Annotated in this window: 15 protein-coding genes; 10 read left to right on the plus strand and 5 right to left on the minus strand. The window is 42.8% G+C overall.

Annotation, left to right across the window (positions count from 1 at the left end; genetic code table 11):
* Positions 1-151 precede the first annotated feature (151 nt).
* Positions 152-658 carry a general stress protein gene (locus tag MPH60_RS22050; RefSeq protein ID WP_241590034.1) on the plus strand — a complete coding sequence of 169 codons (507 nt, stop codon included), beginning with the start codon at positions 152-154 and terminating at the stop codon, positions 656-658.
* A gap of 50 nt (positions 659-708) precedes the next feature.
* Here the strand turns inward: MPH60_RS22050 and MPH60_RS22055 are convergent, their stop codons facing one another.
* From MPH60_RS22055 to MPH60_RS22065, 3 genes are all read right to left on the minus strand, one after another.
* Positions 709-2,703, minus strand: a complete 1,995-nt coding sequence (locus MPH60_RS22055; RefSeq protein WP_241590033.1) for a methyl-accepting chemotaxis protein — start codon at positions 2,701-2,703, stop codon at positions 709-711.
* A gap of 209 nt (positions 2,704-2,912) precedes the next feature.
* Positions 2,913-4,385 (minus strand): PH domain-containing protein, encoded by a 1,473-nt coding sequence (locus MPH60_RS22060; protein WP_241590032.1) that lies wholly within the window; start codon positions 4,383-4,385, stop codon positions 2,913-2,915.
* Positions 4,382-4,879, minus strand: coding sequence for a PH domain-containing protein (locus MPH60_RS22065; RefSeq protein ID WP_241590031.1), 498 nt, complete (start codon positions 4,877-4,879; stop codon positions 4,382-4,384). The genes MPH60_RS22060 and MPH60_RS22065 overlap by 4 nt, the downstream gene beginning before the upstream one ends.
* Positions 4,880-5,182: 303 nt before the next feature.
* On the opposite strand from MPH60_RS22065, the gene dacB reads away from it, so the two are divergent.
* The 3 genes from dacB to bluB all read left to right on the plus strand — a co-directional run bounded on the left by dacB (position 5,183) and on the right by bluB (position 8,234).
* Positions 5,183-6,613: a D-alanyl-D-alanine carboxypeptidase/D-alanyl-D-alanine-endopeptidase gene (gene dacB, locus MPH60_RS22070; RefSeq protein WP_442957027.1), complete on the plus strand. Its 1,431-nt coding sequence runs from the start codon at positions 5,183-5,185 to the stop codon at positions 6,611-6,613.
* A gap of 280 nt (positions 6,614-6,893) precedes the next feature.
* A complete protein-coding gene (locus MPH60_RS22075) occupies positions 6,894-7,499 on the plus strand; it encodes a uridine kinase family protein (RefSeq protein WP_241590029.1) in 606 nt (201 codons plus the stop codon).
* A 93-nt stretch (positions 7,500-7,592) separates the two neighbouring features.
* Positions 7,593-8,234, plus strand: coding sequence for a 5,6-dimethylbenzimidazole synthase (gene bluB, locus MPH60_RS22080; RefSeq protein WP_241590028.1), 642 nt, complete (start codon positions 7,593-7,595; stop codon positions 8,232-8,234).
* A 132-nt stretch (positions 8,235-8,366) separates the two neighbouring features.
* Here the strand turns inward: bluB and rpoN are convergent, their stop codons facing one another.
* Entirely contained in the window at positions 8,367-9,728 is a 1,362-nt protein-coding gene (gene rpoN, locus MPH60_RS22085) for an RNA polymerase factor sigma-54 (RefSeq protein WP_241590027.1), read from the minus strand.
* 386 nt (positions 9,729-10,114) lie between these two features.
* On the opposite strand from rpoN, the gene MPH60_RS22090 reads away from it, so the two are divergent.
* The 3 genes from MPH60_RS22090 (at position 10,115) to MPH60_RS22100 (ending at position 14,631) form a co-directional block, all read left to right on the plus strand.
* Positions 10,115-11,440 carry an aminotransferase family protein gene (locus MPH60_RS22090; protein ID WP_241590026.1) on the plus strand — a complete coding sequence of 442 codons (1,326 nt, stop codon included), beginning with the start codon at positions 10,115-10,117 and terminating at the stop codon, positions 11,438-11,440.
* A gap of 18 nt (positions 11,441-11,458) precedes the next feature.
* Entirely contained in the window at positions 11,459-12,892 is a 1,434-nt protein-coding gene (locus MPH60_RS22095) for an aldehyde dehydrogenase family protein (RefSeq protein ID WP_241590162.1), read from the plus strand.
* 218 nt (positions 12,893-13,110) lie between these two features.
* On the plus strand, positions 13,111-14,631 hold the full coding sequence (locus tag MPH60_RS22100; RefSeq protein ID WP_241590025.1) for an aldehyde dehydrogenase family protein: 1,521 nt from the start codon (positions 13,111-13,113) through the stop codon (positions 14,629-14,631).
* Between the two features lie 202 nt (positions 14,632-14,833).
* Here MPH60_RS22100 and MPH60_RS22105 read toward each other — a convergent pair whose 3' ends face one another.
* Positions 14,834-16,903: a molybdopterin oxidoreductase family protein gene (locus tag MPH60_RS22105; protein WP_241590024.1), complete on the minus strand. Its 2,070-nt coding sequence runs from the start codon at positions 16,901-16,903 to the stop codon at positions 14,834-14,836.
* Positions 16,904-17,054: 151 nt separating this feature from the next.
* Between MPH60_RS22105 and putP the strand changes: the two genes are divergently transcribed.
* From putP to MPH60_RS22120, 3 genes are all read left to right on the plus strand, one after another.
* Positions 17,055-18,524: a sodium/proline symporter PutP gene (putP, locus tag MPH60_RS22110; protein WP_241590023.1), complete on the plus strand. Its 1,470-nt coding sequence runs from the start codon at positions 17,055-17,057 to the stop codon at positions 18,522-18,524.
* 114 nt (positions 18,525-18,638) lie between these two features.
* On the plus strand, positions 18,639-19,964 hold the full coding sequence (locus MPH60_RS22115) for an ATP-binding protein (protein WP_241590022.1): 1,326 nt from the start codon (positions 18,639-18,641) through the stop codon (positions 19,962-19,964).
* Positions 19,965-20,011: 47 nt separating this feature from the next.
* Entirely contained in the window at positions 20,012-21,148 is a 1,137-nt protein-coding gene (locus MPH60_RS22120) for a DEAD/DEAH box helicase (RefSeq protein WP_241590021.1), read from the plus strand.
* Positions 21,149-21,318: the final 170 nt, after the last annotated feature.

Consider the following 21,318-nt stretch of genomic DNA (forward strand, 5'->3'; position numbering starts at 1 on the left):
CTAAAAATATGCATACTATGATTATATATACCCTTTCTGAGAAAGGGTTAACTCAAATTTTTTTTCCTGTTAAATAACGTTTAGCACTTTCATCCTCTGGGGTATGTAAAGGGGGAGCGACAATTTACATTCTTTAAGGAGGATGATAGATATGGATAAACGTATAATTGGTGTATATGAAACTGGAGAAGAAGCCATAAAGGCTGTTGAGTCATTACAGGCACAAGGATATGATCGTGAAGATATTTCAGTGGTAGCTAAAGATAAAGAAGAATTAAATGCAGTGAATGAAGAAACGGGTACAAAAGTTGAGGAGGGGCTCGCAGCTGGTGCGGCGACCGGAGGTATTTTGGGCGGTGCTGCCGGATTATTAGCTGGTGTGGGTGCGTTGGCGATTCCGGGAATCGGACCGGTACTGGCAGCTGGACCGCTTGCTGCAACATTAGCCGGAGCGGCTGTAGGTGCTGGTACAGGCGGATTGGCCGGTACATTAATCGGTATGGGCATACCTGAAGACGAGGCGAATCGTTATGAAGCGGATGTAAAGAGTGGCAAGCTGCTTGTGTTAGTCGATTCGGATGCGAGAAAATCCAGTTCTTCTTACTCAGGAATAACGGAAACAGATGAAACGCTAACGAACGGTAGAAGAACTCTATAGGCCGTAAGTTAAAAAAAGGACGGGTCCCTTAGGACCCGTCTTTTTTGTGATTAGAATGTGAACTTCTTTATTTCTTTGTGCATTTCCTGAGATAGGGCATCCAATTCACTAGCCAGGGCATTTAATTGTTCCATGGAAGCATTCGTTTGTTCTACGGAAGCAGATACTTCTTCAGTTCCTGCTGCAGTTTCCTGACTGATCGAATTTAATTTTTCTGCATTGCTTGCCATCCTTGTGACCTCGTTTACCATATCGTTCATCATCTTTTTGATTTCGTCAAAATTGCTGAATGTGTTCGCGATGATGGATGCAATGTGACTGAAGGCATTTTCCGTATCCGTTACAGAAGTATCCTGAAGATGGATTTTTTGATTGACTTGATCAATCAAATGCACGGTATTGGTTGTATCGGTTTGCATGGCTTGAATGATTTCAGAGATTTCTTTCAGTGATTTTTCCGTCTGTTCGGCCAATTTCTTCACTTCATCGGCAACAACTGCAAACCCTTTTCCGTGCTCACCAGCCCTGGCTGCTTCGATGGCAGCATTCAGAGCGAGTAAATTCGTTTGACCTGCAATCCCGCTTATGGTCTTTACGATCGCACTAATATCATTGGATCGTGCATCCAATGATTTGACTGCCGTACTCATCTTATTGGATATCTGGGACGTTTCATTGAATTGTTGTTTCAGGCCTTGTACTTGAGTGATTCCGTTTTCGGAGGCCTTGAACATATTTTCGGATTCCGTGGCCATTTTGCCCGTTTGCGCCTCAAGATCATTGATTTTGTCAGCCAATAGCTTTACGGCCATTTCGTTATTCTGCCCGACCTCGATTTGGTCTATGGCACCGGCCGCTATTTGTTCCATCGTCATGGCCACTTCGTTAGCTGCCGCTGAATTTTCATCGGCACTAGCCACTAGCGTCATGGAGGAATCCGATACTTTATCGGAAAGGTTGTTGACAACCCCTAACATATGACTCATATTCCTGGTCATTAAGCTGGTGTCTTCTGCAAGTTGGCCTATCTCGTCTTTCCTTGAAATGGAATTCTTGGAGGTGAAATCGCCGTCAGCCATTTTCCTTATGGATTCCTGCAGCTTTTTAATGGGATTCGTTAAAGAACGTGTGATGAAGATGGCAGATAGTGCAGTGACGGTAAAGACGATCAAAAGGGTGATGATATTATCGATTATCATCGGGCTTGCACGGACTATCACTTCATTTTCATCCATTACCCCTGCTATTTTCCATCCGGTGGTAGGGTTTGTGGCGTATCCGACGATCCTGCTTTGCCCTTCAAATTCCTCGATCATTGATCCGGATTCACTTTTCATTTTTTTGAAAATATTTTCCTTTGATATATCCTGTTGAATTTTTTCCTTGTCTGGATGTGTAACGAATGACCCTTTCTTATCCAGCAAAACCGTATAGCCCGTTTCGCCGAATTTCGTTTGATTGACCATTGTGATCAATGTATCGATCGAGATGTCGACACCGAGCACGCCTATTAATTCATCGCGATCATCATAAAGGGCTTTTGCTGCCGTAATGACAAGTGTATTCGTCGCCTGATCAGTATAAGGTTCCGTCCAAATGGTCTTGTTTTTTTGTTTCAATGCAGATTGATACCATTCCCTTTGTCTTGGGTCGAAGTCAGCCGGCAATTCAGCTTTTGGGTATATCAATGTTTTCCCATCTTTCTCCGTGCCAAGGTATAAACCATTTATTTCAGAACTGCTTGACTGTGTATGGGAAAACTCATCCATGATGGATTCCGGGTTCTTGTCATAAGAGCTCATGATGGGATACTTACCGATCCTATCCAATTGACTTTCCGTTTTTTGAAAGAAGATTTCAAAGGAATCGTTCATTGACTTGACTTGTTCTTCCGTCGTTCCGGTAAGTTCCTTTGTCGTCAACTCGATACTATTTTTATAGCTCATGTAGGAGATGGCCATTCCGCTTATCATGATCAAAGCTAAAAAAGGAATCAATATTTGTTTTTTTAGCGAATTAAAATACCAGTCTGTCAGTCTTCTCATTTGGATCAATCCTCCTTCTTATATACCTCAAATTAATTTTGGCTTCTATAGATATTTCGGTCTGCTTTGACTTTTTTGAAGTTTCAAGTTAGAAAATTCCCAATATTAATTTCAAGGTGAGTTGGCGACATCCATTCAAGGTGTGAGGGGGATATAGACGATAAAAAAAAGAGCTGACTGCCGTCGTCAGCTCTTTCGTTCCATGATAACTATTCAACTTGGATATTTTTTGTCCTGTCCATATACCATGTGTAAAACTCGTCTGCATATTCAACGGATACATCTTGGAGCTTGGTATGGTGTACAGGCTTGGAGCGGTTGATCGTTTCAATTGTGGCAAGCCCGAAAAGCTTTTGCAGCTTCGAACGTCCCACCTCAATTTGAATGACCTTGCTTCTTTTGGTTATGAATAGTGATGTTTCCAAACTTCCGGCTTTGAACTGAATGAACTCATCATTTATTAAGTAACGGCTATTTTTGTAATCCATTATTCTCAATGTATAAATGAGGATGAGTAGAATCAGTGAGATATACCATAGCGAGGCATTGAAATAATAGATCGCCAATGTTGTGAGAATCCAGAAAATGCTGGGCCGCAGCATTCGGATTTTGAAGGCCTGTTTCGATAGTGACTTCATTGACCGTTCCACTTTATAAGCGGGTAAAATCTCTTCTATCATCCCATATGCCCGTTCAATTGATAAAAAAGGATAGAGGGTGTTCGTTTCCAGCTCTTCATCACCGGTGCTTCCTGCACTGATCAGTTTCACTTCTGCCAACCCCAGCAATCTTTTAATGATTGATTGGGTGATTTCGACTGCTTGTACTTTTTCTTTCCGAATGGAAAAAGCAGATTCGTCCAGTACGCCTTTCTTGATATATATGCGCTCGTGATCGGATGAAATTTCATATTTTCCATATTTAACGAATGTTGAAGCGATTCCGAAGGCAACGGCGACACAGATGAGTCCTGCAATAACGATGGTAATGATCCACCATGTATCCAATAACTTGGCAAGAAACCCTTCGGCATTCTCCAAATCGATAAAATCATCGAGTGTATTATATAACGTAGCCAATATCGGGATAAGAGCCAGAAAACTGAGTGATGTAAAGGAAGCTTTCAGAACATCTTGTTTGCTTGGCGTGAAGTGGATCGTTTTTTCATTTGCTGGTTCCGTATCCTCCGCAATTCGTTCTTCGGGAATATCCGCTTCGATTACTGGAAGTTCTTGTTTTGAAGCATATTCCAACTCAAGCCGTTCGGCCTCTTTTCGGGAAATCATCTCGAAAGGTACGCTCCCCTGATCACCGGTCATCCCCGTTTCGAATGTTAAAGAGGTCAATCTGAAAATCTTATGAAATAACGTCGTTCGTTGCTGGACATTCTGAACCTTATGAAGCGGGACAGTTCGATACGATTTCGAGACAAGCCCTGAAGTAATATGTAAGGTACCTTCTATGATTTGGTATTTATATGTATACCATTTAAGGATGACAGAAATGACTTTCCAAATCAGATAAACTAGAAAGCCGATTTGGAGTACCTTCATATACATCTTTTCAGAACCGAAATTAAGGACATAAAGCATGATTATGAAAAATAGATTTCCTTTCAGCAATTTCCAAAATTCGAAAGGGATTTTGAAAGGGTGTAATCGTTTTGCCTGTTCTTCCATCATTCATCCACTTCCTTAATTTTTGCGAAATAGGCAATTTTATCTCGTAATTCATACGCCTCTTTCTCGGGGATCGCTGGTATGTCATGAGAGTCGCCCATTGTTCCGATGCTTAGGGAATAAAGGTTATACTTTCGCAAAAATGGTCCTTGGTTCAATTTGACGGATTGAACCTTCGTCATCGGAATGAGTTCATGCGTTTCACTCCAGGCTCCGCGTTTTGTTTGAATGAATTCTTCGTTCACGTCGTAACGCCAATACTTTTGCAAAAGTATCGGTTCAATGAAGATGGACCAGATAGCATGGAAAAAAGATAATACGATGAGTCCGTTTAAAATCCATCCAATCCATTCTTTCCAAGTGAAATAATCATCAACAAATAATAGGATGCCAAGGATGGCGAGGATAATGAGATTGGTAATGGCTTCAGTCATCCGCCACACCTTCACTGATTCTTTGGATATTTTCTTCGTTGGTGGCTGTATCTTGGAATACATAAATTCACTCCTTACTATGTCTTTATACTTATACGGATGATCTTGCAAAAAAGTTCCCTAATATAGGTATATGTAAGGCAATTATGCAGCCGCATACCATGGAGTGGCGGCCGAATAATCCTGCAGTATCCCGAGTATGTATAAATAAGGAGTTTTCTTGTGGACCTTTTCTTTTATATGACCGAAAAATGGACAAGATAGAAGTGGTGAGTTTCTAGAGTGGGAGTGATAGGTTTGACGTATAAAAGGAAGTTGAGTTTTATTTTCTTCCTGTTTTTGATTTGTTTTTTTAATGGAGAATCGATGCAGGCTGCGAATGATGATTTAAACCTAGGGCAGGAAATTCAACGAATATTGGAGCATTCGCCAGGATTGGCTGGGGCGTTGACGGGAATTTCCATCCGTTCAGCTGAAACGGGGGAAATGATTTATGAACGGGGTTCGCAAACGAGATTGCGGCCTGCTTCGAACCTTAAGCTTTTGACTGCAGCAGCAGCGCTGGAAACTTTAGGGGAAAATCATGCTTTTCAAACGGAACTATACATAAAAGGGGTGCAGGTTGGCCAGGTTCTGCAGGGCAATGTATACCTGAAGGGAAAAGGAGATCCCACATTATTGGAAAAGGATTTTAATGAGCTGGCAGCTTCACTGAAGCACAGGAAAGTTAAGTTCGTTCACGGGGATCTTATAGGCGATGATTCTTGGTATGATGATGTTCGTTATTCCCAAGACTTAGTTTGGAGCGATGAACAGGAATATTACGGTGCAGCCGTTTCAGCTTTAACCGCTTCCCCGAATGAAGATTACGATACTGGTACCATCATCGTGGAAATGACCCCTGGGGAAAAGGCTGGGAAGAGGGCAATGGTGAAGCTGGAGCCGGATACCGATTACGTGAAGGTCATCAACAAAACGAAAACTGTATCGGCAGACGCTAATAACAAAATTGAAGTCGAACGGTCTCATGGCACACAAGTCATTACGGTGACCGGGACCATTCCGGAGCATTCCGGTTTGACCAAAGAGTGGATTTCGGTGGAAGATCCCACAGAATATGCGCTGAGCCTATTTGAAAAATCAATGAAAAAACATGGAATTAAAGTGTTGGGAAAAAGGAAAAAAGGGAAAACGCCAGTAGGAGCGGACATGATTGCCACTCATCAGTCCATGCCGCTTTCACAGCTGCTTATTCCTTTCATGAAATTGAGCAATAACAACCATGCCGAGGTTTTGGTAAAGGAAATGGGCAAAGAGGCAGAAGGGGAGGGAAGCTGGAAGGATGGTTTGAAGGTTACTCGAAATCAGCTGAAGAGTATGGGTCTCGATATGCAAACGATCATGATGCGTGATGGATCTGGAATTTCCCAAGTCAATATGATTCCGGCGAATGAAATAACGAAGCTGCTGTATGCCGTTCAGGAAAAAACGTGGTTTCCTGCTTATTTGAATGCTTTACCGATTGCAGGCAACGAAAATCGGATGGTGGGCGGTACGCTTAGAAAGAGGATGAAAGGGACACTTGCAGCCGGGAATGTTCGCGCTAAAACAGGGACGATTTCAGGAACGAGCTCCTTGTCAGGTTATGTGACGACCAAAAGAGGGGAGAAAATCATATTTTCCATCATCTTGAATAATTTTGTAGAAGAAAAAGGCATTACGGCAATCCAGGATAAGATAACCGTAATGCTCGCAGAACAGGAAAACCTATTGGGAAGCGGCCATTCGTATCCATGAAAGGCTAAGTTGAATTTCAGGATCTGCGAGAAACAGGTCGATATCTGTCAAATCATTTTTATATAGTTTCCCAAATGACTGTTAGTGAGACGCCTATAATCCAAGAGGGGTATACCCTGTTCAGCTTACTTCTGTTCGAGAGTCTTAAACGTTTTTCTTTAGTGAAGGACCTAATCTCTTATTTGTTTGAAACTAATAACAGTACGATTTTTCATTTTATCCCCTCAAGGAAGGAATTTAAGGGAGGAAGAATAGAATTAATAGTATAGGGGGAATGCATATGAACTTTCCAACACTTAATGGACCGTATACGATTAGCAGTCTTATAGCTGAAATTCACGAAATTTCCAAAGAACGATCTCTCTATATATTGGCCATAGATGGCCGCGGCGGGTCTGGAAAAAGTACACTCGCTGCCCGTATCCAAGCAGAATGTCCGGGCAGCGTGGTCGTACATATGGATGACTTTTATTTGCCATCATCGGATAGGGCTCAACTGCCTCCATCCCAAAAGCCGATTGGAGCGGATTATGATTGGGAACGGGTTTGTAACCAAATCCTAAAACCGCTTACAGAGGGGGAAGAAGCAAGATATCAAAGGTATGATTGGGAAACGGACACGATGGCCGAATGGCATGAGGTTCCTGCTGGGGGCCTTGTCATTATAGAAGGAACTTATTCTATCCGCAAAGAATTGGCAGCGTACCATGATTTCACGATTTGGGTGGAATGTCCCCGTGATCAGCGTTTGAAACGTGGCCTTGAGCGGGATGGTGAAGATGCGCGTCAAATGTGGGAGGGTAATTGGATGGTTCATGAAGATCTCTATGTGGATGCGCAAAGGCCTCAAGAAAGAGCGAACCTTGTTTTGGACGGAACGAGCTGAGTCAGAGGATATTTTAATTGTAGGGGTTTACCTATAAAATATAGTGTATATGTTTAGATAAATTTCTGGGGATTCGGAAACAGGGGGGAATCTATGTTTACTAATGAAGAACAAGCTGCCGTATATAAAGCCATTTATAACCGAAGGGATATCAGGAGTTTTTTGCCAAAGCCCATTTCAAAGGATATACTCCGCAGAATTTTGGATGCTGCACATCATGCGCCGTCTGTAGGGTTCATGCAACCTTGGAGTTTCATCGTAATTTCATCTCAGGAAACCAAGAACAGTTTGGCATGGGCAGCGGATAAAGAAAGAAGGGCACTCGCTATTCATTATGAAGGAGGTAAAGAAAATAAGTTTCTTAGTTTGAAAGTGGAAGGATTAAAAGAAGCACCATACACCATTTGTGTTACATGCGACCCGACACGGGGCGGCTCCCATGTCTTAGGGAGGAACTCCATTCCGGAAACCGATATTCTATCCACGGCCTGCGCCATTCAAAATATGTGGCTGGCTGCCTGTGCGGAAGGATTGGCAATGGGATGGGTAAGCTTTTATAAGAAAAATGATATTCGTGATATTTTAGAGATTCCGCCACATATAGAACCCGTTGCACTCCTGTCGATTGGCTATACGGATCAATATCCGGATAAACCCATTCTTGAACTTGCTAATTGGGAAAAAAGAAGGCTGATGGATGAGCTTATTTTCGAAGATAAATGGGGTAATAAATAAAACGATATATGTAGATTCCAAAACTGTTTATTAAGCCCCTGGTTCAGGGGTTTTTTGTTGTGAGGAAAATATAGAAGACTCTTACGAAAGATACTTCTTTTGAAAGAGTCTTTTTTAAAATTTGCTTTGATTTTAAAACCTGCGCCGTTTTGAAGATCCCGGTATACCGAGATCTTCACGGTATTTTGCAATAGTACGGCGGGAGATCTTCGTTCCTTCATTCTCGAATATTTGACAAAGTTTCTGATCCGAAAAAGGCCTTATCTTATCTTCATCGGCAATCAATACCTTTATTTTTTCTTTGATGGTGGTCGTTGATTCGGTTGCTTGGCTGTTCACGCGGTGTAACCCTCTAGTGAAGAAGTTTCTTAGTTTAAAGAGGCCATGCGGTGTCTGGATATATTTATTGCTAGTCGCCCTGCTGATCGTTGATTCATGAAGCTGAAGTTTTTCCGAAATGTCTTTCAGTGTCATAGGTTTTAATCCCGTAATTCCCTTCATGAAAAACTCTCGCTGTTCGTCCACGATTGATGCTGTCACTTTGTAAAGTGTCATTTGCCTTTGTTCGAGCCCTTTTAAAAGTAATTGGGCATCATTTATGTGCCCTTTTATATAATCTTTAGCTGGATTAACAGAATTCATAGCAACGTGGTTCTTGTAGTAAGGATTGATGGACAGTTTAGGTGTGCAGCTATCGTTGACCGTTATCAGAAAACCCTCTTTATCTTTTTCCACGTAAACGTCCGGAACGATGTAATGAGTCATATCATCTGAAAAGTGACTGACTGGACGCGGGTTTAACGTACGGATGAAATCCGAGGCCTCTTGTACTTCCTGAACGGTAACTCGGTAAAGACTGGCAATTTTCCTGTAGCGTTTTTCTGCTAAATCCGTTAAATGCTTTTTAACGATCTTATATGCCAATTCATTGTAATCCTCATGCTCACGTAGCTGAATGAGTAAACAGTCGGTCAGATCTTTAGCCCCGACTCCAATCGGGTCAAGGGACTGCAATACTTGAATCATACTTTCGATTACTTCCACGGACACGGAAAAATGCGAGGCAGCCCAATGGGCATCCAATTCAAGAAATCCATATTCATTTAAGTTCCCAATCAAGAATTGGAGAATTCTCTTTTCAAATGCTTTCAACGAACTTAGTAAACTCAATTGTTCCAGTAAATGGCTTTCCAGTGTTTCTGTGTTGATTGAATAATTGTTGATATGGTTGTAATCATTGTCTCCGTTGAAACTTTTACTTTTATAGGACCGTATCTGAGAATTTATTTTATGTGTATGGTTGCTGGATTCAGAAAGTGATGCGAGGGGTTCTTTAAAGCTAATTTCGAGAACGGGATTTTCATAAGCCTGTCGGTTCATGAAATCTAACAGTTCATGGGCGGAGTATTGGAGGATATTGATCGATTGCTGTAATTCAGGGGTTAATGATAATTTCAATGTTTGTTTTTGGTACAGTTCAAATCCTATCTGCATATATATCAACTTCTTTCGTTTAGATTAACATAGCGGCTCAAAAGGAATGAAAAAATATTAACATGATAATAATACAAATCTTCCGAAAGTTCAATATTTTGTGTCAGGTTTTGTAACATCAATCAGAAGATAAAGAGGGGATCCAAAAACGCGTGTAAATTAATATTTAATTTAATGAATGGGAGTTGAATGATCCAAATTCGAATCGAATGATTTGAATATGAATCAACATGTGCTCCTAATGATTCGGATGTGAATCATATTACCTTGAATACCTTTAATATAAGGCACATATAATTTGGCATGCATCTTGCAATATCTAAATATATAAATAAAAAAATAAACGAGCTAGAAAAAAATCCATACATGAGAAGGGTGTTTTTTACATGATTAAAGAGACGACGGGTATTCAGGAATTAATCGATTTGGATAAAAAGCATTTTATCCATCCGACTACGGCAATTGAACAACAGCAGGCAGATGGTCCAAGTTTCATCTTTAAGGAAGGAAAGGGAATATATCTTACGGATGTCACGGGCAGGACTGTCATTGATGGCATGGCTTCACTTTGGAATGTGAATATTGGACATGGACAAGAAGAGATGGCTGATGTCGCGAAGGAACAAATGGCGAAGCTGGCTTTCACCTCAAGTTTCGCCACTTTCAGCAATGAGCCGGCAATCCGGTTGGCAGCCAAAATCGCTTCCATCGCTCCTGGGGATTTAAATGCAGTTTTCTTCACTTCAGGTGGATCGGAGTCGAATGATACGGCTATCAAGCTTGCTCGGCATTACTGGCTTTTGAAAGGGCAGCCTAATCGTCAAAAAATCATTTCCCGCTCGAAATCTTATCATGGAGTGGCAATGGGAGCCACAAGTGCGACTGGCCTGAAACCGTTCCGAGACTTCACGAATTCAATCGCACCGGATTTTTATCATGTGGACGGTTCCTCCATTGAGGAGTTGCGTAAGGTCATAGAACAGGAAGGACCGGAAACGATTGCGGCATTTATCGCTGAACCGATTCAAGGGGCAGGTGGCGTGAACCTTCCTCCTGAAGGCTATTTTAAAGAAGTAAGGGAGATTTGTAATGAATACGGCATTTTAATGGTAACAGATGAAGTCATTACAGGTTTCGGAAGAACAGGGACTTATTTTGGAATTGAACACTTTGGTGTTGTACCTGATATGATGTGCTTTGCAAAAGGTGTGACAAGCGGATATGCACAGTTAGGCGGGGTCGTCCTGAATGATAAGATGCATCAGGATTTCATTGCCCTTTCAAAAGGCACGCTTTTACACGGCTACACATACAGTGGCCATCCTATGGCTTGTGCGGTTGCTTTGAAAAATATTGAAATAATTGAACGTGAAAACCTGATAGAAAACTCGAAAAAGCGTGGTGAAGAGTTGCTTGCCGGCTTTAAGAAGCTTCAAAGCAAACACCCGATTATTGGTGATGTCAGGGCACTTGGATTAATTGGAGGCATCTCCATCGTAAAGGACAAACAAACAGGCGAAGGCTTTGAGACACAGCTTGCTCCAAGACTGGTTGCTGAAGCGGCGAAGAATGGTTTGATCTGCCGGTCTGTTACGTTTGATCAAGATACACTCGTATTCGCACCTCCTTTAATCATTACTAAATCGGAAGTCGAAAGAATAATTGAAATCCTTGATGAGACATTTACTGCTGTCGAAAAAGAAGTTTTATAAGAGGTGAAAGTGATGGTCATGACGGAAACGCTGAAAAAGAAATTATTCATTAATGGTAAATGGCAAGAAGCTGAAAAGTTCACGACACTAAAGTCTCCTTATAGCGGGGAAGTTCTAGCGGAGATTCCTTCGGCAAGCCTTGAAGATGTCGAGTCGGCAATAGAATCAGCCTATCAAGCTAGAAAAACAATGGCAGCTTTACCTAGTCATAAACGTGCTGCCATACTTGAAAAGCTTGCGAGCCTTTTGGAAAGCCGCAAAGATGAGGCAGCTGAAATAATTGCTAAAGAGGCAGCGAAACCGATTAAAACGGCTATGGTTGAAGTATCCCGGACGATTGCCACATATAAATTTGCAGCAGAGGAAGCAAAACGGATCCATGGAGAAACATTGACGATGGATGCTACAGCTGACGGAGAAGGAAGAATAGGATACACAGTCCGTGAGCCTCTAGGTGTCGTGGGTGCGATTACGCCCTTTAATTTTCCGATGAACCTGGTTGCCCATAAAGTAGGCCCGGCGATTGCTGCCGGAAATACACTTGTCCTGAAACCTGCGAGCCAAACACCGCTATCTTCGCTATTTCTTGCTGAACTATTAGCCGAAACGGATTTGCCGGCAGGTGCGTTTAATTTAGTTACCGGAAGCGGCTCGGTAATCGGTGATAAATTAGTCACTGATTCACGGGTGAAGAGCATTTCATTTACAGGAAGTCCGGCTGTCGGAATCGGGATCCGGAATAAGGCCGGTTTAAAGAAAGTGAGTCTTGAACTAGGTTCAAATGCGGCTGTCATCGTTGATAAAGGGATCAATATCGATAAAATCATCCAACGCTGTGTATCGGCAGCATTCGCTTTTCAAGGGCAGGTCTGTATTTCCTTACAGCGTGCATATGTTCATGAAGAGGTTTATGATGAGTTCGTCAAAAAGTTCATAGAAGCAACGAATGGTTTGAAACTTGGAGATTCTTTGGACCCGTCAGTGGATATTTCGGCATTGATCAGCGCTGGAGATGTACAGCGAAGCCTGGATTGGATCGATGAGGCTAAACAACACGGTGCGATTGTTGCAGCAGGAGGCAAATCTGAAGGAAATATCCTGCACCCAACTGTGTTGCTGGAAGTGGATGCAGTGCTTAAGGTATCTTGTCAGGAAGTCTTCGCTCCAATTGTTTTGATCAATAAGGTTTCTTCCGTTGAGGAAGCGATTGAGCTGGTCAATGATTCCGAATTCGGATTGCAGGCCGGGATTTACACAGAAAATATCAATCTGGCTCTTTCTGCAGCAGAAAAATTGGAAGTCGGCGGTGTTATCATTAATGATATTCCAACTTATCGTGTCGACAACATGCCATATGGCGGAGTCAAAAAAAGCGGAACTGGCCGCGAAGGGCTGAAATATGCCATTGAAGAAATGACGGAAATGAAATTGGTCATTATTAACCGGAATTAATCAGAAAAGAGGTGAGCAGCTGCTCATCTCTTTTTTTCTATGAATCTTAAAAGAGGTTGGCCCATGAGCTATGCAAAAATGAATAGGTAATTCACGGCTGAATTTAAATGAGACAGGAAAGGGCAAAAAACCGTGAGTTACCTAATATTTCAAACTGGCATGAATCTTGCTCATATCTAATGTATAGGTAGATAACTTAAAACCGAGGAGGAAATTACATGCAGGAAACTTTGCAAAATAACAAGAAAAAAGAAGGAACGGGAGCACTGGACTTAAAGATGTTCATCAATGGGGAATGGGTGAATTCGACTTCAGGTGAGAAGAGGGATGTATTGAATCCGGCAACAGGCGAAGTTATTGCCAAAGCTGCGGAAGGGACACAGAAAGATGTGGATGCAGCGGTCGAGGCAGCAAAATATGCTTTCTATGAAGGTGGTTGGTGGGGAACTCCTGCAGTGGAAAGAGCTCGCATTTTATTCAAAATAGCCGATAAAATAGAAGAAAAAGCTGAAGAACTAGCTGCGTTGGAAACATTGGATAATGGGAAACCATTGCGTGAGGCTCGGTATGATATCGCTGATTCAGCAGCCTGTTTTAGATATTATGCAGGTTTGGCTACAAAACCGACAGGTCAGACTTTTGAAGTTCCTGATGGCCAGCAAGCGATGGTCGTAAGGGAACCGATCGGTGTATGCGGGCAGATCGTTCCATGGAATTTCCCTCTAATGATGTCAGCCTGGAAACTGGCTCCGGCGCTTGCAGCAGGAAATTCCGTTGTATTCAAACCATCTGAGATCACTCCGGTGACAGCAGTCAAACTATTTGAAATCATGGATGAGGTCGGATTGCCAAAGGGTGTCGCAAACCTTGTGTTAGGAGCGGGGCCAGTTGTCGGACAAGCCATTGCCGAACATGAAGAAATCGATAAAGTAGCCTTTACAGGAGGAACGGCAACAGGACGTAAGATCATGGAGGCTTCACTTGGTAACCTAAAGAAAGTGACATTGGAGCTCGGCGGGAAATCGCCTAATATCGTATTTGCGGACTCAGACTTTGAGACTGCAGTTGATTATGCTCTATACGGGATTTTCTGTAATCAAGGACAAGTGTGCTCAGCAGGCTCCCGTTTACTATTGGAAGAGTCCATTTACGATCAGTTCATTGCAAGTCTTACTGCGAAAGCGAAAAAGATCAAAGTGGGTTCAGGTTCTGATGAAAACAGCCAGATGGGGCCTATCGTTTCAGAAGCCCATATGAACAAAATATTATCGTATATCCAAATCGGAAAAGAAGAAGGTGCCAAATTAATCGTCGGTGGAAATCGAATGAAAGAAGAAGGTATGGATAAAGGTTACTTTGTTGAACCTACTATTTTTGTTGATACGACACCGGACATGCGGATTGTACAGGAAGAAATTTTTGGGCCGGTGCTTGTCGTTCAAAAATTCAAGGATGAAGCGGAAGCTCTTCGACTGGCCAATGATACGAAATATGGTTTAGCGGGAGCGGTGTTCACGAATGATATCGCAAAAGCATACCGTGTCATTAAAAAAGTGCGTGCCGGCATCACGTGGATTAACTCATACCATCCAACTTATAACGAAGCTCCTTGGGGAGGGTTCAAGCAAAGCGGAAATGGACGCGAACTGGGAACTTTCGGTTACGAAGCTTATACGGAAGTGAAGCAAATCAATAACAACTTGGATATCCAGCCAACAGGCTGGTTTGATGAAGAGTAAATAGCTTGACGAAAAGGCTGTTCCTTAGGGAACAGCCTTTTTTTGTGGAAACGGAGATATAATCCGGAAAACGGAGATATAATCCGGAAAACGGAGATATAATCCGGAAAACGGAGGAATAATCCGGAAAACGGAGATATAACTCCGGAATCGGAGATATAATCCGGAAAACGGAGATATATTTCTGAAATCGGAGCTATATTCAAAGATCGCTCAACGTTGATCTACTCTTTTGGACTTTTTCAAGATCCACCCGTCCTGAGAAGAAAACGGCGCCATTGCCCATATCTGCCAGGCGATCTGGGGTAAGGGAATTGATGTGTTGCTTCGTTTCGGGCGTATTCTGCCACAACCCTTGGCTGACAAGAACGCCTGGTAACACATTTTCACCGGGAGCAGCGGTAAGCAAACATTCACCGCGACCGTTCCAAATTTTAACGATATCTCCGGGAGCTATCCCCATTGTTTGGGCATCAGCTGCATTCATGTGCAGTTTTGGTTCCTTTTCCATGGAGATATGTTTGGCATTATTTGAAAAGGTTGAATTCAAGAAATTGTGATTAGGCGCCGGAATGAATAAAAATGGCAGGTCGCTGTCTTTAATGATGGGCGTATATGTTGGCAAAGGCTCGTATCCATCCCGCTTCATCCGTTCGGAATAAAGTTCGATTTTACCGCTTGGTGTCGGGAGTTTGCCTGGGAACAACGGCCGCATTTTGGCTTTGACAAATTGATTTCTTGAAAGGGAGTCATAGTTGATGCCTTCCAAATGCGGGTTGTCGGGAAAATCCAGCGCCTGCCGTATCATATCTTCCTCTGAATCTCTAAACTCTTGTTCCCCAAATCCCATCCCATCAGCTAACAGTTTGAACAATTCAACATTTGATTTCGATTCGCCATATTTTTCGACTACAGGTTTTTGTATTTGGACGTAATTATGCCAGTATGAATTATAAAAATCCTCCGTTTCATAAGATGACGTGGCAGGAAGGACGAGGTCGGCAAACATTGCCGTTTCGGTTAAGAATAGATCATGGACCACTGTGAATAGATCTTCCCGCATTAGACCTTCCTGTACCTTATTTGCATTCGGAGCGACAAGTGCTGGGTTGGAGCCGTATACTAACATGGAGCGAATCGGGTTTTCTTTTTGCAGAAGAGCTTGACCGATTTGGTTCATATTAATGGTCCGGGTTGCTTTATTTTGCAATAAATCCGGACGTCTTAAGGCATGTGTATTAAACGCGAGATATCCTGAATTCCCTTTGATGGCTCCGCCGCCTTCCGCCATCCATTGGCCGGTAAGTGCAGGCAGGCAGGCAATGGTGCGTACTGCCATGCCGCCATTGTCATGGTGCTGCAGGCCATTGCCTATCCGTACAAATGATGGACTTGTCGTGCCGTACATCCTGGCTAATTCATATAGGTCATCAATTGGAACGCCAGTGATCGCGGAGACCGTCGCAGGGTCATATTGGCGGACGTGTTCGCGCAATTCAGCAGCACCCACTGTGTATTCATCGAGAAAGGGCTGGTCGACTAGATTCTCGGCATATAAGATATGCATTAATCCGAGGGCGAGCGCACTATCTGTACCAGGCAGAATCGGAATGAACCAATCCGCCCACTTGCCGGTTTGGTTTTTATGTACGTCAATGACAACTACTTTGGCCCCGTTTTTTCGGGCTTGCTGTGCAAGCGTAACTTGATGCATATTTGTGCTCACAGCGTTAATGCCCCACATGATGAAAAGCTTTGTATGAATCGTTTCTTCGGGGTCGGTGCCAAATGAACCACCCATTGTATAGCTGTATCCGACTGAGCCGGCCGCGTTACAAATGGAACGCTCGAGCATGCTTGCACCTAGCTTGTGGAAAAAACGGCGGTCCATCCCCTCAGCGCTAAGATTGCCCATGTTTCCGTAAAAGCTATAAGGAAGGATGCTTTCCGGCCCGTGCATTTCGATCAGGTCTTTCCATTTGGATGTGATTATGTCAATGGCCTCTTCCCAGCTGATTGGAGCGAATTTCCCTTCACCTTTCGGACCGATGCGCTTTAATGGCTGCTTTAAGCGATTGGGATCATATAGACGGGCAGTCATGTTGCGGACTTTGTTGCAAATATTCCCTTTTGTGACTGGATGATCAGGGTCTCCTTGAACTTTAATGATTTTCCCGTCTTTTTTGTGCAGCAGTAAACCGCATTGATCAGGACAGTCAAGAGAGCAAACAGAGGGAAAGACTCCATCTGGCTGATTGATATAGGGTTGCATGGCGTATTCCTCCTAATAATTTAATCTAATAAAATGAATTTTCTTAATTATATTGAAAGTGAAATCGATGAAAGGTGCAAGAACTTCTTAACATATGTTTTTTTTTCTGATAAGCTTACAAGATGAAAAATTAACGTAGGGGGATTCATTTTTGGATTACGGAATTATAATATCAATTGGAATATACATGGCCGGCATGCTGTTAATTGGTTATTTGGCCTATCGGAAAACGGCAAACTTAACCGATTACATGCTTGGCGGACGGAACTTGGGCCCGGCTGTAACTGCATTGAGTGCAGGTGCTTCCGATATGAGCGGCTGGCTGTTGATGGGACTTCCTGGTGCCATGTACATAAGCGGGTTGAGTGCTGGTTGGATTGTCGTCGGCCTGTGTGCAGGGTCTTATTTAAACTGGCTATTCGTGGCACCAAGACTTCGGACATATACGGAAGTGGCCGGCAATTCGATTACGATTCCCGACTTTTTGGGAAATCGGTTCAAGGATGGCTCCCGGGTCTTAAAAGTGGTATCGGCATCGGTCATTTTAATTTTCTTCACCTTTTACACATCTTCAGGCATGGTAGCAGGCGGTGAGCTTTTCCGCACGGCTTTCAATTTGGATTACCGGTGGGGCATCTGGCTGACGGCGAGCGTCGTTATTCTTTATACATTATTCGGCGGATTCCTTGCTGTTAGCTGGACGGACTTCGTACAAGGTACGATTATGTTCATTGCCTTAATTCTAGTACCGGTTGTCACGATTGTAAATATTGGTGGCTGGGATCCCACCTTCAATGAAATAAAATCAATCAACCCGAATTTATTGCATGTTTTTGAAGGAACATCAACCATTGGCATCATATCTCTTCTGGCTTGGGGTCTTGGTTATTTCGGACAGCCTCATATAATCGTTCGATTCATGGCGGTTTCATCTGTTAAAGATTTGAAAAGCGCACGTCGAATCGGTATGGGCTGGATGATTTTTGCCATCGTCGGAGCGATGTTCACCGGGTTGGTGGGGATTGCTTATTTTAACCTGACAAGCAGTCCTTTAGGGGAAAAAAATGCTGAGTCCGTCTTCATCATTTTAGCTAAAGAACTGTTTCCTTCCCTAATTACAGGCTTTTTGTTGGCTGCGATTTTAGCAGCTGTCATGAGTACGATTGCATCTCAGCTGTTAGTATCGGCAAGTGCCCTGACCGATGACTTCTATAAGCAGTTCATTCGGCCGAAAGCATCTGATAAGGAATTAGTACTGGTAGGTCGGTTTGGTGTATTGGCGATATCTGCCATTGCCTTATTATTGGCGTTTAATCCGAGCGGTACGATCCTTAAATTAGTGGGGTATGCATGGGCTGGCTTCGGAGCGGCATTCGGTCCTGTCATTCTATTAAGCCTGTACTGGAAAAGGATGACGAAATGGGGAGCCTTAGCGGGAATGATTGTCGGTACGGCAACCGTGATCGTCTGGGATATGATCGATAAGTTCGCTGAAGTATACGAAATCATTCCTGGTTTCATTGCTGGTTCAATAGCGGTGGTCGTTTTCAGCTTAGTATCGGCCAAGCCTACAAAAGATATAGAAGAAGAATTCAATCAAGCCATTAAAAACCTCTCTTGATCATTGAAGATCGAGTTAAAATGCTCTGGATTTTTTAGCGATATAAAACAATGATTGCAATATATATGGTACAATATCGATAGAGTCCTTATGTTGAAAACATGAGGGCTTTTTTTGAGTGATTTGGGAATAATAAACCAAAAACAATACAAAGGAAAGAATATGAACCAATCTCATAAAATTGCATGTAAAGTGGCTTTTATATATATAATCATTGGGGTCTTATGGATTGTCGTTACGGATTACATCTCTATGACACAGGCAAGGGCGGATGTTCAGATATATGCAATGTTTCAACATTCCAAAGGATGGATGTTCATTTTCATAACAGGGCTTTTCCTATACTTCATAATCAGGTATTGGACGGGGAAAATGTTGAGGTCCCAACAGGAATTCACTCTGAAGGATGAACAATATCGGTCGCTGTTCAAGCATAACCCGGATTGTGTCCTTGAGCTGAATCTCGAAGGAAATGTAGTATCGCTAAACCCGGAAGCTGAGAAACTGTTGGGGCATAATAGTGCCAATGTGAAAGGCAAGAATGCGAATCATCTCCTCAACTGGAATGAAAGTGATAAAGTATCTGAACTCTTTTTACAGTCCCTTCAAGGGGAGGCTGTTAAATTCGAAACGACCATCCAGAATAGCAGTGATGAAAAAAGGATAATCCGTGTGACTTTTTTACCGATCATCGTTCATGCTGAAATGCTAGGGGTATATGCAATCGTTAGGGATATTACTGAATTGCGGCGCGAAGAGGAATTGATGATCATGTCTGAAAAGCTATCTGTTATCGGACATCTGGCTGCCGCCGTCGCACATGAGATAAGGAATCCTCTGACATCGTTAAAAGGATTCGTACAGTTAATGGATATGACCCAGGAAGTGAACCCGCTGCATTCCGATATCATGTTGAAGGAAATTGACCGAATCAATATTATCTCAAGCGAACTTTTGGTTCTTGGGAAGAAACAGGATGTCGCATTTCGCAGGATCGATCTTGCTGACAGTTTACAGCAGGTATTCACGTTAATGAAAGCAGAAACGAATTTGAATAATATCGAAATGGGGTTCAGGGTTAAAACTGCCGATCCGATTTATATTATGGCTGATTCAATTGAACTTAAACAGTTGGTAATCAATATCATAAAGAACAGCATTGAAGCGATAAAGGATAATGGGGAAATTGAAATTTCGCTGCAAATCATCGATGGACAAGCTGTAGTCAGCGTGCGTGATAATGGCATGGGAATGGGACCTGAGCGCCTTGAACGAATTGGTGAGCCTTTTTACTCCACGAAGGAAAAGGGCACAGGGATCGGGCTTGCAATTTGCCGGAAGATCGTTCATCGCCTTCAGGGGGAAATGCATTTTGAAAGTGAGATAAACAAAGGGACGACGGTTACAATTCGCATTCCGTTGGCTACTGGCCAAGAATAAATGGTACTATGAAAGATAGGAAAAGTTTTATATTAAAGGAGAACGATATGAGCGAATTACCTGCATTGATAAACGATAGAAAACCATATATACAAGAGGTCTGGAAAAAGTCCGGATTCGGACAACTTACCCCGATTCAAACGAAAGCGATTCCCGTGATTGTCGAAGGAAAAGATATCATGGCCGAATCACCGACAGGTACAGGAAAAACATTAGCATATTTACTGCCATTGCTGGAAAAGATAGATCCTGAAAAAAAATCGCCCCAAGCCTTGATTTTGGCATCATCACGAGAACTGGTCATGCAAATCAATGAAGAAATTCGCATTTGGTCAGAGGGAAGCGACATTACGGGTGCAGCATTCATCGGCGGTGCTAATGTGAAAAGGCAGTTGGACAAACTGAAGAAGCGTCCACAGGTGATTGCTGGAACACCGGGACGGATTTACGAATTGATTGCCCAAAAGAAATTGAAGATGCATGAAGTTAAGACGATAGTCCTTGATGAAGGTGACCAATTGATCACTCCGGAGCATATGGGAACAATCAATAATATTATCAAAACAACGCTAAAAGACCGGCAAATCATGGTGTTTTCAGCAACCCTGCCGGAGGAAACGGAAAAAGCGGCAAGGGGATTCATGAATGAACCCGAAATGATCAAGGTTGATAAGCATGAAAAAATGGAATCAAAGGTGGACCATCTTTACTTTGTTGTTGAGAAACGGGAAAAGTCCAAGATTCTCGAGAAAATCACAAGACTTAAAGATGTGAAGGCCCTTGCCTTCCTGAATGATATAGCAGAGCTGAGCGTCTTACATGAAAAGCTGAGCTATAAAGGTATTGAAATGGGCGTGCTTCACGGCGAATCCAATAAAGTCGACAGGGAGAAAGCGCTGCGCAAGCTTCGTTCCGGAAAATCCCCGATGCTGATAGCAACGGATGTAGCGGCAAGGGGGCTAGATATTAAAGGCCTTACTGCGGTCGTCCATATTGATATGGCTGACAACATCGAACAATATATCCATAGATCCGGGAGAACTGGGCGTGCAGGTGCAGATGGCACGGTCATTTCAATCGTAACGGAAAGAGAAGAGCGAGAGTTGAAAAAAATGGCTCGTGAACTGGAGCTGCCATTAACGCGAGTAACCTTCTATGGTGGAAACATCGTAGTCGATGAATGATTCGGGAAAAGGGACGGCCATGACGGCTGTCCCTTTTTTTCGAATGCCCGTAGGTAAATCCAACTCTCCAGAAATCATATTATATTTACTAAACTCAGGGGTTCATTAATGGGTGATAATCATGAATGAAAACGCTTCCTTTATATGGGTTTTTGACATATGATAGCAAT

It is taken from the genome of Peribacillus sp. Aquil_B1 (assembly GCF_022603275.1).
Taxonomy (GTDB): Bacteria; Bacillota; Bacilli; order Bacillales; family DSM-1321; genus Peribacillus.